The organism is Luteibacter sp. (assembly GCF_036500425.1).
In the GTDB taxonomy this organism is placed as follows: Bacteria; Pseudomonadota; Gammaproteobacteria; order Xanthomonadales; family Rhodanobacteraceae; genus Luteibacter.
In genome coordinates this window covers 1-14,738 of sequence record NZ_DASYCB010000060.1, presented here as the reverse complement: position 1 = coordinate 14,738, position 14,738 = coordinate 1, and the positions used below count along the sequence as shown (strand labels likewise).

Genomic DNA, 14,738 nt, shown 5'->3' with positions numbered 1-14,738 from the left:
GGCCAACCGCGAAAGATCAGAGCATGGACCCCGGGAGCAGCGACTGCCAGCTGGGGACCGGTGCGCGGACGGGAGCAGGGCCATCGCGGCTTGCGTCGTCGCTATCAACGGTCGGAGATGTCGATGCCGAGGAGCTACCGCTTGAATGGTTGCCGCTGCCGGGGCGGGTCGACATCACATCGCCGCCAGTGGTGCCGTTGTCATGGGGCGCGCTACCTTGAGCGCGCCCACCACTGCCTTCAAACGACGACGAAGCCGCCCCGCCCATGGAAAACAGGCCGGAGGTGGGCTCGATGTCGTAAGCGGCGGCGGTGCCGGTGGCACCGACGAGGCACAGACATCCGAAGATGTAGGGTCTGGCGTTCATCGGTAAACCCCAAAGCCCCCGGACAATACGGGGGGACAACCGATCCTCGCAGAAAATTCACGGGGGCGCCAGTGTGGTTCGTCGGCCCGGCAGGGACCTGCGCGGGACCCGGGCGAAAACCTTCCGCCTGCCCTAGAATCGTCACATGTCCCCGTTCCCCATCCCCGGCAGGGGCCGCACGACGGCCCAACGGTAGCCATGCTCGCACGCGATCTTCTCGAAGCCCTCGCCGGCGGCGACGCCGTGTCCGGTGCCTCCCTGGCCCGCCAGGCCGGCGTCACCCGCGCCGCCGTCTGGAAGCAGATGGAATCCCTGCGCCTGAAGGGCGTACCGGTGGAGGCCAAGGTGGGCGGTGGTTATCGCCTGCCGTGGCCGACGCAGTTGCTGGATCCGGCCGTCATTCGTGCGGCCTGTGACCCGGCGATCGTGCCGTATATCGGCATGCTCGAGATGCATTGGGAAGTCGATTCAACCTCGAGTGAGCTGGCCCGTCGTAATCCGGTACTGGATGACCTCGCGTTCGTTCTTGCGGAGACCCAGTCTGCCGGGCGTGGCCGTCGCGGGCGTACCTGGCTTTCGCCACCGGGCATGAACCTGTATCTCTCGGTGCTGAAGCGCTTCGATAGCGGGTTCGCGTCGCTCTCCGGGTTGTCGCTGGCCGTCGGGGTCATGCTGCTACGCGCCCTGGACAAAGTCGGCATACGCACGGCCGGCCTCAAATGGCCGAATGATGTACTCGCGGGCAACGCCAAGCTGGCCGGGATCCTGGTCGAACTTTCCGGCGAATACTCCGGCCCGTGCGCTGCCGTGATCGGCGTCGGCCTGAATATCCGGTTGCCAGACAGCCTGCACGAACGGGCGGGCCAGCCGATCACCGACCTGGCGGCGCTCACGGGCGGCCAGCCGCCGGATCGCAATGAGGTGGCTGCCGCGGTGGTCAGCGCGCTGGCGGAGGGCTTGCGCCTGTTCGAGCGCCAGGGCTTCGCCGCGTTTGCGAAAGAGTACGCCGCCAACGACCTTCTGCAGGGACAGCCCTTGCGAGTCATCGACCCGCGCGGCGAGTACCTCGCCACGGGCGAAGGCGTCGACGAGCGCGGCGCCCTGCGCGTGCGCCGTGCGGATGGTGAGGTGGTCAGCGTCGATAGCGCGGAAGTCTCCGTGCGCAGGAACGGCGCATGATCCTGCTGCTGGACCTCGGGAACACCCGGCTCAAGTTCGCGCTGTGGGATGGTGTGGACTTCACCCACCGTGGCGCGTTTGGCTGGGACGCGGATATCGCGCATGAACTGGCCACGTTGTGGGCGACCTGGCCGAGGCCTGACCGAGTCGTCGGTGCGTCGGTGGTGGATGGCACGCGAGAAACGGCCGTGGCGGTCGCTGCAGGGAGCGCTTTCGGTCGTGACCCGTTGTTGGTGCGCACGCCTTCTGAAGCGTGTGGGGTACGCAACGCCTACGCAGAGCCTCATCGCCTGGGGGTTGATCGCTTCCTCGCCATGGTCGCTGCGTGGGACGCGGGCAGGGCACCTTGTGTGCTCGCCAGCGTGGGAACCGCGCTGACGCTGGATGCGCTGGATGCCGAAGGTCGCCATCTTGGCGGCTGGATCGCGCCTGGGCCGCTGCTGATGCAGCAATCGGTGCTCGGCGCGACAGTGCAGGTGCGGCCGAATGAGGCCGGTGCGGTGCGTGATCTCGCCGACAACACCGCCGATGGCCTTGCTTCCGGTTGCTGGCAGGCCAGCGCGGCATTGGTCGACCGCTTCGTGCGCCGCGTCGCACCTCAGCTAGGCGGCGCGCCCGCCGTGACCCTTGGCGGAGGCGATGCCGAACTGCTGGCGCCCTTGCTGGAGCACACCGTCAGCATCGTGCCGGACGCCGTCCTGCGCGGCCTCGCGGTGTGGGCCCGGACGTACGCCGCGGCAACGGAAATCCCCTAGAATCCAGTCGCTGCCGGTTCTTACAGGGGAACGCGCGCAGGCCCACATCACGAGCCAAGGCCACCATGCTGCTGCGTTTGCTGTTCGTACTGCTGATCGCCCTCAATATCGCGGTGGCCGCGTGGTTGCTGCTGGGTGAAAGCGGCACGCATGCCGTCGAGGTCGCGGACAAGGGCGTGCCCGAGCTGAAGTTGCTGACCGAGTTGCCGGTGGCCAGCAGCGTGGCGGCGCCCTCGACGTCGGCGGCCGCCGTTGCGCCGAGCGCTTCGGCGCCGAGTGCATACGCTGTCGCGCCGGTTGCCGTGACGCCTGCGCCGATCGCCACCACCGCCGCGAAGCCGCAGGCGACCGTGCAAGAAGCGCCCAAGCCCGTCGCAGAGGCGGCCGCACCGCCGGCACCGGTGCCGACGAGTCCAAAGCGCAGCTACCGCTGCCTCGCCGTGGGCCCGTTCGCGACCCAGGTGGACCTGCGCACGACCCGCACGGCCCTGGCCGCCCGGACCGTCCGTAGTCGCCAGCGCCAGGAACAAACGAGCGAGTCACACGGCTGGCGGGTATTCCTGCCCGCGCAGCCGACGCGCGACCAGGCCCTCGCCCAGGCAAAGCGCCTGGAAGCCAAGGGCATCAAGGATTACTTCGTGGTCACGGCCCAGGGCGAGCTGCAGAACTCCGTTGCACTGGGCTTGTTCCACGACCCCGCCAATGCCCGCAAGCGCCGCGACGAAGTCATCGCCGCCGGCTTTCCGGCACGCATGAGCGAGCGGACCGAAACCACGCCGGTGTGGTGGCTGGACGTCGTGGTCCCGGACGACGCGAACAACGACGTCCGCCGCGCGATCCGCGCCCCCGGCGCCACCGCTCGACCCACCGGCTGCTTCTGATAAACTCCCCGTCTTCGCCGGCATAGCTCAGTTGGTAGAGCAACCGCCTTGTAAGCGGTAGGTCCCCAGTTCGAATCCGGGTGCCGGCACCAGTGAAGTAAAAAAAGCCTGCAGTGATGCGGGTTTTTTTCTTTATCGGGGGACGCTATGAGACGTACGACGCGCTGGGCGCTTCTACTGGCCGCTTGGCGGCCATGCGGTCGACCTTTCAGCGACGCAAGGCATGAGCTAAGGCTTAGCCTCATCCCACGCTGCGCCACTTTTTTTCTTGCTCGCGAAATACCAGTCGCTTGGCATGCTCCGCCGCATCCTCAAAGTTGATTTCGCCAATCGCTTTGCGAATGGTGGCGTGGCCGTTGCAAAAGCCAAGTGCCATCATTCGCAGCAGCTTTTCAGACGGGATCGGAATGGCACCTCGTCCTTTTTCCCACATGGCGACGGACTGAGCGCCGATTCCGATCACGCTCGCGAGCGATTCCTGGGACATCTCCATGTGCTTGCGCAAGAATCGGATCTCCGGGCCGCTCAGCGGAGACGCCTGGGTCGCAAGGGTCATAGCAATGGCCTTGTACAGGCCAGGCACATCGGCAATAGCCACCGTCGGCCCGTAGGGAGACTCACCATACCGATAGCCATTGCTGAGCCAGACGTTATCGAGTCCGCACATTGTGTAGTGGTGCATGTTCACTGTATCCAGAAAGCGGTTATGACCAGAACGGAAGGTTTGAGCGGATCGATGACGACGGCGCAGGACAGGTGATCACCGGCAACATAGACCTCAACTCCGAATTTCCACATGCCTTGATCGTTGACGGTTGGTGTTTCGTTTAGATGGCCACGACGCAAGCAACTATGCATTTGGGCGTCCGTGATGTTGCGTTCAGCCATCCTGGATATTGCGTGCCGGGTTACCTCAACGTTCGACGGGTTACTTGCGATCGCCCGCAGCTTTGCTAGGGCCTTCGCGGGTGAAAGGCGAAGGGTACGATCCGTTCTTTGTCCATGAAGAGGATCCGTCAGGTTGAATGGTAACCTATAGAAGTTATAGGTCCGCGTAGGCGCGTTTCGCTGCGCCCTGTAGGGGTTCGCGCACTCGGCTTCTGTGATGAGAAAGGTCTGAATGAAGGCGGCGGGTACAGGTACTGGTGCGTGTGCTGCCTATTGGGCCAAACGGGGCCGTCACCGCAGAGTCGGCGTTGTCCGTCAATCCCCGTCGGAATGCGCCGCGACCTGAGTGAGGTATTCCCGAGCAGCCCTGCCGCAGTGCAACGTGGCTGTGACCTGCCCCGGTGTAAACTTGCGATATGAGAAATTTCCGCGTGTCGATGGTGTGCGCCCTGCTTTCCCTGCCGTTCGCGGCCTGGGCCCAGGACGTTTCCCGCGATGCCATGGCTGGCCGCATGGCCGCCCATGACGCACCGGTGTTGCTGGATGTCCGCACCCCGGCGGAATACCGCGATGGCCACCTGGCGGGCGCCCTGAACGTGCCCGTCGACGAAGTCGCGGCGCGGAATGGCGCCCTCGGCATAAAGCGCGACCAGGAACTGGTCGTCTACTGCAAATCGGGCAAGCGCGCCGCGCGGGCCCGTGACACCCTGCAATCCCTGGGCTACACCAACGTGCACCTGCTGGAAGGCAGTGCCGATGCCTGGCGCGCCGATGGCCGCCCGCTGGTGAAAGAAAGCCCGAATCACTGAGCCTGACCCCATGAGCCCAACCACCCGTTCGGTCGCCCTTGTTGGCGTCCCCACTGATATCGGCGCCGGCCACCGCGGCAGTTCCATGGGCCCCGAGGCCCTGCGCGTCGCCCGTCTGGCCGAGCGTCTTTCCAAGCGCGGCATGCACGTCGTCGACCACGGCAATGTCACTGGCCCGCTGAATCCGTGGCAGCCGCCGACCAACGGCTACCGTCACATCGGCGAAGCCGTGGCGTGGAACACGGCGACGCATGACGCGATCTACGCCGCACTCAACGACGGCCACCTGCCGATCATGCTGGGCGGCGACCATTGCCTGGCGATCGGCTCGATCTCGGCCGTGGCGCGCTATTGCCGCGAGAAGGGCAAGAAGCTGCGCGTCCTTTGGCTGGATGCCCACGCCGACTTCAATACGAGCGATATCACCCCCTCGGGCAACATCCACGGCATGCCGGTGGCTTGCCTGTGCGGTTACGGCCCGAAAGAGCTGACGGAGATCGGCGGGACCACTCCCGCCATCTCGCCGGAGGTCATCCGCCAGATCGGCATCCGTTCCGTGGACGAAGGTGAGAAGCGCCTGGTCAACGAAGTGGGTATCGACATCTACGACATGCGCTATATCGACGAAATCGGCATCAAGGCGGCGATGGAAGAGGCGCTGGCCGGGGTGGACGACGATACCCATCTGCACGTGAGCTTCGACGTCGATTTCCTGGATCCGAGCATTGCGCCGGGTGTAGGGACCACCGTGCGCGGCGGCCCGAATTACCGGGAGGCGCAGCTGGTGATGGAGATGATCGCTGACACGGGCCGGGTGGGGTCGCTGGATATCGTGGAGTTGAACCCGGCGTTCGATAAGCGGAACCAGACGGCGAAGCTGGCGGTGGAGTTGGTGGAGTCGTTGTTTGGGAAGTCGACCTTGATGCGGTGAGGGGGGCGGGATCGCGCGCAAGCGCGCTCCTACACGAGATCTGCGCAGGCCTGTGGGAGCACGCTTGCGCGCGATGGGTCCGCCGCAGGCCCGATCCAGGAGGGGCCCGCACAAGGGTTGCGACGGTGTGCCTCACAAGTGGGGTCGCCCGGGGCCGCGCGCGCGGGCTACACTCGGGCGGTTTCCGTCTGTTTCGTCATAAGGCTCCCATGCGCACCCGTGTCCTTACCGGCATTACCACCACCGGCACGCCACACCTTGGCAATTACGCCGGGGCGATCCGTCCTGCCATCGTCGCCAGCAAGGATCCCAACGTGGATGCCTTCTACTTCATGGCCGACTACCACGCGCTGATCAAGGCAGACGATGCCGAGCGCGTCGCCGCGTCGCGCATGAAGATCACGGCCAGCTGGCTGGCCGGCGGCCTGGACCCGACCACGGCGACGATCTACCGCCAGTCGGATATCCCGGAAGTGCCGGAGCTGATGTGGCTGCTGACCTGTGTCACGGCCAAGGGGCTGCTCAACCGTGCCCACGCCTATAAGGCGGCCGTGGACAAGAACATCGCCGAGCAGGAAGACGCCGATGCCGGCGTGACCGCGGGCCTGTACATGTATCCGGTGCTGATGGCCGCCGACATCCTCGCCTTCAACGCCAACAAGGTGCCGGTGGGGCGCGACCAGATCCAGCACATCGAGATGGCGCGCGATATCGCGCAGCGTTTTAACCACATTTACGGCCGCGATTACTTCGTGCTGCCGGAAGTGCAGATCGAGGAGCAGGTCGCGACCTTGCCGGGCCTCGATGGCCGTAAGATGTCGAAAAGCTACGACAACACGATCCCGCTGTTCGAAGGCGGTTCGAAGGCCCTGCGCGAGACGATCATGAAGATCGTCACCGACTCGCGTGCGCCTGGCGAGCCGAAAGACACCGACGATTCCGCGCTGTTCACCATCTTCAAGGCCTTCGCGACGCCGCACGAGTCCGCGGCCTTTGCCGATGCACTGCACGGTGGCATTGGCTGGGGTGAAGCGAAGCAGGTGCTGTTCGAGCGGATCGAAGCCGATGTGGCACCCATGCGCGAGCGTTACGACGTGCTCATGGCGCGCCCGGATGACATGGAGGACATCCTCCTTGCCGGTGCGGCCAAAGCCCGTGCTATCGCCGTGCCGCTACTGGAGCAGCTGCGTGACGCGGTCGGCCTGCGCACCTTCCGTCCGGCGGTGAAGGCCGAATCGCCGGCTCCGAAGCCTGTGTCTAAGGCAAAGCCGCCGCGCTTCGCCAGTTTCCGCGAGGCCGATGGCAGCTTCCGCTTCCGCCTGTTTGGCGCGGATGGTGAAGAGCTGCTGCTGTCGGTGCCGTTTGCCGATCCGAAGGCCGCGGGTGTAGCCCGTCAGTCACTGTCGACGATCGGTGGTGCCTCCGCTGTGCTCGAATCGCAGGGCGACCACGTTGCATTGCTGGTGAATGGTGCACTGGTCGCGAATGGCCAACCGTACCCCGACGAGGTAGCCCGCGCGGCTGCCATCCTCCGTTTGCGCTCGGCCCTCGACGCGCTCGCTGCCGACCAGGAATAACAGGCCATGCGCTACCTCGCACTGATGCTGCTGGTGCCATGGCTCATCGTGCTTGGCTGGGCCTATTGGGCCTACCCGAAGACGCTGCCGCGCACCGCCGCGCGGCGCGCCTTCGATGCGCTGGCGCTGGTGGGGTCGATCATCCTGTCAATCCAGGCCGCGCTTATGGCGTATGACGAGGTGGAGTTGCCCGCAGCCGATCAGTTCGGTCCGAAAAGCGGGGCAATCTGGCAGCAGGTCGTGCCAGCGCTTTATGGCTACGGTGCTTTCGTGGCGGTGCTGGCGGCAGCCCTGATCATCCGCCAGCTCATCTGGAAACGCCGCGCCTTGTAGGAGCGCGCTTGCGCGCGAACCACGGTTACAGCGAGCACCTATCGCGCGCAAGCGCGCTCCTACAGGAGCGGCGGGCTATTTGGCGCCGCGCAGGCGCTGCGTCAGGCCTTTGAGGAAGTTACGCAGGAACTGGTCGCCGCAGGTGCGGAAGTTGCTGTGCTTGGGCTGGCGGAAGAGGGCGTTCACTTCGCCCTTGGAGACGCGGAAACCGGCGTCGGCCATGATCGCGATGATGTCGTCTTCCTTCAGTTCGAAGGCTACGCGCAGCTTCTTCAGCACGGTGTTGTTGTTGATCCGGGTTTCGACCGGACGGGCCGGCTGGCTTTCGTCGCGGCCGCGACGGTGGATGATCAGGCCATCGAGGAAATGCGCCATGACCACGTCGGGCATGGCGACGAAGCCGGGATCTTCCTCGTCCTTCTTCAGCCAGGCCTCGACCTCTTCACGGGTGGCCTTGTGGCCGCCAAGCGCAAGGATATCGACGACGTGGACGTCGCCCAGGTCGAGCATGTAGCGGATGCTACGCAGGGTATCGTTGTTCAGCATCTGCATAGGATACCCCCAAATGCCGCAACCCCTGTAGGAGCACGCTTGCGCGCGATCCCAGGTCGCGGCGAGCACCCATCGCGCGCAAGCGCGCTCCTACAAGGGGCGTAAAAACAAACGCCGCCCCGTGGGTACGGAGCGGCGTTTGTAGAGGCGCGTCTGCGCGTGAATCAAGATAGGGCGGCGAAACCGCAACCGTCCTTAATTCGGCAGGCCCAGGTCGTCGATCATCGCCTTCAGGAAGCGCGCAGCCTCACCGCCGGTGGCGGCGCGGTGGTCGAAAGTGAGCGACAGTGGCATGCGGCGGTGGACTTCAATACCACCCATGACGGCGACCACATCGTGGCTGAGCTTGCCGGCGCCGATGATGGCGACGGTCGGCGGCACGACCACCGGGGTGGCGTAGCGGCCGGCGAACATGCCGAAGTTGCTCAGGCTGATCGTGTAGCCCGAGAGCTCCGAGGCCGGGATGCTGCGATCTTCGACCGACGTACGCAGGCGCTTGATCGCGGCACGGATACCCGCACCGTCGAGCACATCGGCGTTGCGCAGGGCCGGCACGAACAGGCCATCGTCCGTGTCCACGGCGATGCCGATGTCCACGTGCGGGTGCAGCGTGCGGGTCAGGTCCTTGCCGTTGAACCAGGCGTTCAGGGCGGGCACGGTCTTGCAGGCCACGACGATCGCGCGGATCAGGCGAGCGGTGATGTCCTGCTTGCCGATCCATGCGTGCAGGTCGGCATCGTCTACCAGGGTGGTCGGCACGACCTGGGCGTGGGCATCGGCCATGACGCGCGCCATGTTGCGGCGGACGCCCTTCAGCTGCTCCGGCTGGCCCATCGCTTCCTTGCCCGGGGGCGCGGTGCGGACAGCCTTGCCGGCCAGCGACACCGGCGTGCGGGTCGGGGCGGGACCCGGCTCTGGCAGCGACGGTGCGAGGTGCTGGGCGGCGGCGGAACGCACCGGGGCGGCGCCAAGCGCAGCGCTGCCGTTGGCAGCGGCGTTCTTCACGTCGGCCATGGTGATGACACCACCGGCGCCGGTCGCCTGCACGCGGGCCAGATCGACCTTGAGTTTCTTGGCAGCAGCGCGCACGGCCGGCACAGCCTTGACGCCACCTGCGCTCGAGACCTGCTCGGTGTGCACGGCATTGCCGCTGACCATGGCGCCGACCACGGTGCCTTCGTCCTCGCGATCGGCCTTCGGCGGATCGATCTCGCCGCCGTCGTCGGAAGCGACGACCTTCGACGGATCGTCAGCAGCCGGCGAGCCGACGCCCTTCTTCGGGCCGTGGTGGTGGCCCGTCGACTCGGCTTCGGCGCGCTGGCGCGCGTTCGGGTCGATCTCGAAATCGGCCAGCGCGGCGCCGGTTTCGATGATGTCACCCACGCCACCGTGCAGCTTCTTCACGGTGCCGGAGTAGGGCGAGGGCACGTCGACGACGGCCTTCGCGGTTTCCATCGACACCAGCGGGGCGTCGAGCTTGATCGTGTCGCCTTCCTTGACGTGCCATTCGACGACGGTCGCGTCGGGCAGGCCCTCGCCGAGGTCCGGCAGGAAAAAGGTCTTGATATCGGCCATGTCTAGAGGTTCCTCAGGAGGCAGCCAGCGTGCGCTGGGCGGCTTCGACGATGCGTTCGACGCTGGGCAGGTACTTCATTTCCAGGCGGAACAGCGGGATGTGCGTATCGAAGCCGGTGACGCGCTCGACCGGCGCGAGCAGGCTGTACAGGCATTCTTCCGACAGGCGGGCAGCGATTTCCGCACCGAAGCCGGCGGTCTTCGGGGCCTCGTGCACAATGACGCAACGGCCGGTCTTGGTGACCGATTCGGCGATCGTGTCGAAATCGAGCGGGGTCAGCGTGGCGACGTCGATGACTTCGGCGCTGATGCCCTGCTGGGCGAGTTCGTCGGCGGCTTCAAGGCATTCCTTGACCTGCGCACCCCAGGTGACCAGGGTAACGTCGGTGCCGTCGCGCAGGACGAAGCAGACGTCGAGCGGCAGTGCCTCGCCGTCATCGGGCACTTCTTCCTTGTACTGGCGGTAGATGCGCTTCGGCTCGAAGAAGATCACCGGATCCGGGTCGCGGATGGCGGCGAGCAGCAGGCCGTAGGCACGCGCCGGCGACGACGGCATGACCACGCGCAGGCCGGGGATGTTGGTGAACAGGTGCTCGTTCGCCTCGGAGTGATGCTCCGGCGCACGAATACCGCCGCCCCACGGGGCGCGCCACACGGCCGGCACGGTCATGCGGCCACGTGTGCGGTTGCGCATGCGAGCGGCGTGGCAGGCGATGTGCTCCATCATCGGGTAGATGAAGCCTTCGAACTGCGCTTCGGCGACCGGCTTCATGCCCTGCACGGCAAGACCGATGGTCAGGCCGGCGATGGTGCCTTCATCCAGCGGCGTGTCGATGACGCGCTCTTCGCCGAACTGTTCCTGCAGGCCCTGGGTAGCGCGGAACACGCCACCGTTGACGCCAACGTCTTCGCCGAGCACCACGACGCTATCGTCGTTGCGCATCTCGTAGGCAAGCGCCTGGGTCACCGCTTCAATAAGAGTGATTTGTGCCATGGGAAGGGCTCCTTACGACTTGCGATCGAGGGAAGCGACGAGCTCACGCTGCGCTTCGAGGTCGGCCGGGACTTCGGCGTACAGATAGTCGAACATCGCCGTTGCCGGCTGGTTCTTCGTCTCCAGGTACGCGTTCACCTCGTTATCCATCCAGTCGTCGCACTCGGCCTTCCAGGCCTCTTCCTTCGCGTCGTCCCACTTGCCCTTGGCTTCGAGCCACTTGCGCAGGCGCGGCACCGGGTCACGTTCCCAGGCGTCCTTTACTTCCTGCTCGCCGCGGTAACGGCGGGCATCGTCGGCGGTGGTGTGGTCGCCGAGGCGGTAGGTCACCGCTTCGATCACCGAGCCACCCTGGCCGGAACGGGCGCGCTCGAGCGCGTCTTCCATGGCCTTGCGCACGGCGATGATGTCGTTGCCGTCGACCTGGATGCAGAACAGGCCAGCCGCGATGCCCTTCTGGGCCAGCGTGCCGGAGCCGCTCTGGATGCGGCGCGGGACCGAGATGGCCCACTGGTTGTTCACGATCACGGCGACCAGCGGCAGGTTCTGCGCGCCGGTGACGTTGATCGCGCCGTAGAAGTCGCCCTTGGATGAGCCACCATCACCGATGGTGCACACGGCCACGCGCGGCTCCTTGCGGATCTTGAAGGCCAGCGCCGAACCGGCGGCGTGCAGGCACTGGGTGCCGATCGGCACGCACCAGGCAAAATCGTGCGCCGGGGCGTCCTTGAAGTCGTTGCCGCGCTCGTCGCCACCCCAGTAGGTGTAGACCTCGCGCGGCTTCACGCCACGGTACAACTGGGCGCCGTACTCGCGGTAGGAGACCGCCAGCGAATCTTCGCGGCGCATGGCGCTGCCGATACCCACGTGCGCAGCCTCATGGCCCAGGCACGAGGCATACGTGCCGAGCTTGCCGGTACGCTGCAGGGCGATGGACTTGGCGTCGAACACGCGGGTGGAGACCATCAGCTTGTAGAGCTCGACCATGTGGTCGAGGTCCTTGGCGAATGCGGGCATCTCCTTGCCGGTTTCCTTGCCATCCTGGTCAAGGTACTGCAGGTATTCAATTTCAAACTTGGCGGCGACGGACACGACTCGCTCCCAGGGGAAGGTTAGAAACGACACGCACGATGGGGAAGCGGACGGGCCCATCCAGCGGGGCGCGAACAGCTCTTCAGGTCTTGCGAGCCGGACTAGATATCAGGGGTATTATGGCGCGGCAAGGCACGCCGCAGCATGGCCCGGGCCGTTAATGGCTTAGAAATGGCTCAGTGGCGCGGTTCCCACGCTATCCACCGATGATGTGAAGGCACTCATGGCCCACCCCCAGCGCGACCTCGAACCCGGCATCCAGACCGACCTGGAAGGGCGGGTGACCTACGGCTCGTACCTCCGCCTTGACCAGGTGCTATCTGCGCAGCATCCGCTGAGCGAGCCCCAGCACCACGACGAAATGCTGTTCATCATCCAGCACCAGACCTCCGAGCTGTGGCTGAAGCTGATGATCCACGAGCTGGATGCAGCCCTGGCGCGCCTCCGCGCCGATGACCTTGGCGGGACCCAGAAAGTGCTTGCCCGGGTCAAGCAGATCCAGCGCCAGCTTTACGAACAGTGGGGCGTGCTGGAAACGCTCACCCCGGCCGAATACCTGCAGTTCCGCGACGTCCTTGGCCCGTCGTCGGGCTTCCAGTCCCTGCAGTACCGGGTGGTGGAATTCCTGCTGGGTAATAAGCTCGGCGATATGTTGCGGGTGTTCGAGCACGACCCGCAGGCGCACGCGCGGCTGAAGGCGGTTTACGAGGCGCCGGGCCTTTACGACGAGTACCTGCGCTTCCTCGCCCGCCGCGGCCATCCGGTGCCGATGGACCTGCTCGAGCGCGATGTCACCCAGCCCTGGCAAAGCCAGCCGGCGTTGCTGCCGATTCTCAAGCGTATTTATGAAGATACGGGCGCGTACTGGTCTGAGTATCATCTCAGTGAGTTGCTGGTCGATATCGAAGAGAACTTCCAGCTCTGGCGCTTCCGCCATATGAAAACCGTGGAGCGGATCATCGGCTTCAAGCCTGGCACGGGCGGTTCCTCCGGCGTGGCCTTCCTGCGCAAGGCCCTTGAGCAGAGCTTCTTCCCCGAGCTCATCGAAGTCCGCACCCTGCTCGGTACCTGATCTGTAGGAGCGCGCTTGCACGCGATAGGTGCTTGCCTCAACCCCCATCGCGCGCAAGCGCGCTCCTACAGGGTGAGGGGGCCAGAGGGCATAAGAATTGACGGGGCGGGCCGGTCCAGCTAAACACCCTCATCGATCCACGCTAAGGGAAGCCATGACTTCGACCGCCCCCGCCCAGGCACGCCCCGTGCCCGACTACGCGCAGACCATGGGCCACCCGCGTCCACTGTGGATGCTGTTCATGACCGAGTTCTGGGAGCGCTTTGCCTTCTATGGCATGCGCTGGGCGCTCACGCTGTACATCGTCGCCGAGTTCTTCAACGGCGATGCGTCGGGCCAGGGTTATGCCAGCCGCACCTACGGCGCGTACCTCGCGCTGGTGTATGCCTCGGCGATCTTTGGCGGCTACGTCGCCGACCGGGTGCTCGGTTACCAGCGCTCGATCCTGGTGGGCGCCGCCGTGATGGGCCTTGGCCTGTTCTTGGTGATGGTGCCCCAGCAGGATGTGTTCCTGGCCGGTCTCGCCACGGTCATCGTCGGCAACGGTTTGTTCAAGCCGAACATTTCCTCGCTGGTCGGGCAGATCTATCCGGTGGGCGATGATCGACGCGATCGCGGCTTCACCATCTTCTACATGGGTATCAACCTGGGCGGCTTCCTGGCCCCGCTGCTGACCGGCTGGGTCGCCTCGGTGCTGACCGATACGCCGCTGCAGCAGAACTACCGCGCGGTGTTCGCATCGACCGGCATCGGCATGATCATCTGCTTCATCTGGTTCCTGATCGGCAAGCGTCAGCTGAAGGGCGTGGGCGTCCCGCCGCCTGAGCGCCACGAGGGCAAGAGCCTGCTCGCGGTCATCATTGGCATCGTGATCGCCGTGCCGCTGGTCTACCTGCTGATGGCCAAGGCTGGCGCCATCGTCATCGCGTGGTTGCTTGGCGTGCTGTTTGTCGGCGTCGCCGTCATGCTCGTGTTGGAGGCCGTGCGCCACGACACCATCCAGATCCATCGTGTTATCGCCATGCTGGTGCTGTTCGCGTTCAACGTGCTGTTCTGGATGTTCTTTGAACAGGCCGGCAGCTCGTTCAACTTCCTTGCCCAGAACATCGTCGATCGCCAGATGTTCGGCTGGGAGTTCCCCACCGGCTGGTTCCAGTCGGTGAACTCCGCGGCCATCCTCGTGTTTGCCCCCATCGTGGCCCTGGCCTGGGGCATGCTGGCTAAGATGCGCGCGGAGCCGTCGATCCCGCGCAAGTTTGGGCTCGGCCTGCTGTTTAACGGCATGGGTTTCCTTGTGCTGATGTTCGCGCTGAAGAGCCTGGTGGATGGCCGCGGCCTCATCCCGTTCTGGCCGCTGGCAGCCTGCTACGTGGCGCAGACCATCGGTGAGCTGTGCCTGTCGCCGATCGGTCTTTCCATGGTGACCAAGCTGGCTCCGATCCGTGTGGTCGGCCTGGCCATGGGCGGCTGGTTCCTCTCCACCGCCATCGGCAACAACCTCTCCGGCCTGCTGGCGGGCCACATCAGCGGCGAAAGCGGCATGACGGTGAGTTCGGCGCTCTCAGGCTTCACCTTCAGCTTCGAGCTGCTGCTCGGCGCCGGCGTGGTCCTGTTCCTGATCGCACCGCTGATCAACAAGCTGATGCACGGGATCAAGTAACGCCCCCCAAAAAACAATTGTGGGAGCGCGCTTGCGCGCGATGGGGTCTGCGGCAAGCACCCATCGCGCGCAA

Annotated in this window: 16 protein-coding genes and 1 tRNA gene; 10 read left to right on the top strand and 7 right to left on the bottom strand. The window is 65.3% G+C overall.

Features of this window, described 5'->3' with window-relative positions; genetic code table 11:
• Positions 1 to 16: 16 nt before the first annotated feature.
• On the bottom strand, positions 17 to 367 hold the full coding sequence (locus VGN46_RS15320) for a hypothetical protein (RefSeq protein WP_331644713.1): 351 nt from the start codon (positions 365 to 367) through the stop codon (positions 17 to 19).
• A 198-nt stretch (positions 368 to 565) separates the two neighbouring features.
• Between VGN46_RS15320 and VGN46_RS15315 the strand changes: the two genes are divergently transcribed.
• The 4 genes from VGN46_RS15315 (at position 566) to VGN46_RS15300 (ending at position 3,274) form a co-directional block, all read left to right on the top strand.
• Positions 566 to 1,546 carry a biotin--[acetyl-CoA-carboxylase] ligase gene (locus VGN46_RS15315; RefSeq protein ID WP_331644711.1) on the top strand — a complete coding sequence of 327 codons (981 nt, stop codon included), beginning with the start codon at positions 566 to 568 and terminating at the stop codon, positions 1,544 to 1,546.
• Positions 1,543 to 2,301, top strand: a complete 759-nt coding sequence (locus tag VGN46_RS15310) for a type III pantothenate kinase (RefSeq protein ID WP_331644710.1) — start codon at positions 1,543 to 1,545, stop codon at positions 2,299 to 2,301. Before VGN46_RS15315 ends, VGN46_RS15310 begins: the two co-directional genes overlap by 4 nt.
• A gap of 65 nt (positions 2,302 to 2,366) precedes the next feature.
• Positions 2,367 to 3,182, top strand: coding sequence for an SPOR domain-containing protein (locus VGN46_RS15305; protein WP_331644708.1), 816 nt, complete (start codon positions 2,367 to 2,369; stop codon positions 3,180 to 3,182).
• Positions 3,183 to 3,198: 16 nt separating this feature from the next.
• Positions 3,199 to 3,274, top strand: a tRNA-Thr gene (locus tag VGN46_RS15300).
• A gap of 149 nt (positions 3,275 to 3,423) precedes the next feature.
• Here the strand turns inward: VGN46_RS15300 and VGN46_RS15295 are convergent.
• Both VGN46_RS15295 and VGN46_RS15290 read right to left on the bottom strand, forming a co-directional pair.
• A complete protein-coding gene (locus tag VGN46_RS15295) occupies positions 3,424 to 3,864 on the bottom strand; it encodes a helix-turn-helix domain-containing protein (protein WP_331644706.1) in 441 nt (146 codons plus the stop codon).
• A 2-nt stretch (positions 3,865 to 3,866) separates the two neighbouring features.
• A complete protein-coding gene (locus tag VGN46_RS15290) occupies positions 3,867 to 4,079 on the bottom strand; it encodes a DUF4258 domain-containing protein (RefSeq protein WP_331644973.1) in 213 nt (70 codons plus the stop codon).
• Between the two features lie 428 nt (positions 4,080 to 4,507).
• Between VGN46_RS15290 and VGN46_RS15285 the strand changes: the two genes are divergently transcribed.
• The 4 genes from VGN46_RS15285 to VGN46_RS15270 all read left to right on the top strand — a co-directional run bounded on the left by VGN46_RS15285 (position 4,508) and on the right by VGN46_RS15270 (position 7,720).
• A complete protein-coding gene (locus VGN46_RS15285; protein WP_331644971.1) occupies positions 4,508 to 4,879 on the top strand; it encodes a rhodanese-like domain-containing protein in 372 nt (123 codons plus the stop codon).
• Positions 4,880 to 4,889: 10 nt separating this feature from the next.
• A complete protein-coding gene (gene rocF / locus VGN46_RS15280; protein WP_331644704.1) occupies positions 4,890 to 5,810 on the top strand; it encodes an arginase in 921 nt (306 codons plus the stop codon).
• A 209-nt stretch (positions 5,811 to 6,019) separates the two neighbouring features.
• The gene (locus tag VGN46_RS15275; protein ID WP_331644702.1) at positions 6,020 to 7,387 is read left to right on the top strand and encodes a tryptophan--tRNA ligase; all 1,368 of its coding nucleotides are present in this window, start codon (positions 6,020 to 6,022) and stop codon (positions 7,385 to 7,387) included.
• A gap of 6 nt (positions 7,388 to 7,393) precedes the next feature.
• Positions 7,394 to 7,720 carry a hypothetical protein gene (locus tag VGN46_RS15270; protein ID WP_331644700.1) on the top strand — a complete coding sequence of 109 codons (327 nt, stop codon included), beginning with the start codon at positions 7,394 to 7,396 and terminating at the stop codon, positions 7,718 to 7,720.
• A gap of 75 nt (positions 7,721 to 7,795) precedes the next feature.
• On the opposite strand, the gene VGN46_RS15265 is transcribed toward VGN46_RS15270, so the two are convergent.
• The 4 genes from VGN46_RS15265 to pdhA form a co-directional block, all read right to left on the bottom strand.
• Complete coding sequence (locus VGN46_RS15265) at positions 7,796 to 8,266, bottom strand: DUF1456 family protein (protein ID WP_331644969.1); 471 nt, start codon at positions 8,264 to 8,266, stop codon at positions 7,796 to 7,798.
• A 201-nt stretch (positions 8,267 to 8,467) separates the two neighbouring features.
• Positions 8,468 to 9,847, bottom strand: coding sequence for a dihydrolipoamide acetyltransferase family protein (locus tag VGN46_RS15260; RefSeq protein ID WP_331644698.1), 1,380 nt, complete (start codon positions 9,845 to 9,847; stop codon positions 8,468 to 8,470).
• Positions 9,848 to 9,860: 13 nt separating this feature from the next.
• Positions 9,861 to 10,841: an alpha-ketoacid dehydrogenase subunit beta gene (locus VGN46_RS15255; protein WP_045828010.1), complete on the bottom strand. Its 981-nt coding sequence runs from the start codon at positions 10,839 to 10,841 to the stop codon at positions 9,861 to 9,863.
• A 12-nt stretch (positions 10,842 to 10,853) separates the two neighbouring features.
• Complete coding sequence (pdhA, locus tag VGN46_RS15250) at positions 10,854 to 11,933, bottom strand: pyruvate dehydrogenase (acetyl-transferring) E1 component subunit alpha (protein WP_331644695.1); 1,080 nt, start codon at positions 11,931 to 11,933, stop codon at positions 10,854 to 10,856.
• A 223-nt stretch (positions 11,934 to 12,156) separates the two neighbouring features.
• On the opposite strand from pdhA, the gene VGN46_RS15245 reads away from it, so the two are divergent.
• Together VGN46_RS15245 and VGN46_RS15240 are read left to right on the top strand one after the other, a co-directional pair.
• Complete coding sequence (locus tag VGN46_RS15245) at positions 12,157 to 13,005, top strand: tryptophan 2,3-dioxygenase (RefSeq protein WP_331644693.1); 849 nt, start codon at positions 12,157 to 12,159, stop codon at positions 13,003 to 13,005.
• Positions 13,006 to 13,159: 154 nt separating this feature from the next.
• Positions 13,160 to 14,665, top strand: coding sequence for a peptide MFS transporter (locus VGN46_RS15240; protein WP_331644691.1), 1,506 nt, complete (start codon positions 13,160 to 13,162; stop codon positions 14,663 to 14,665).
• The last annotated feature ends 73 nt before the right edge of the window (positions 14,666 to 14,738 follow it).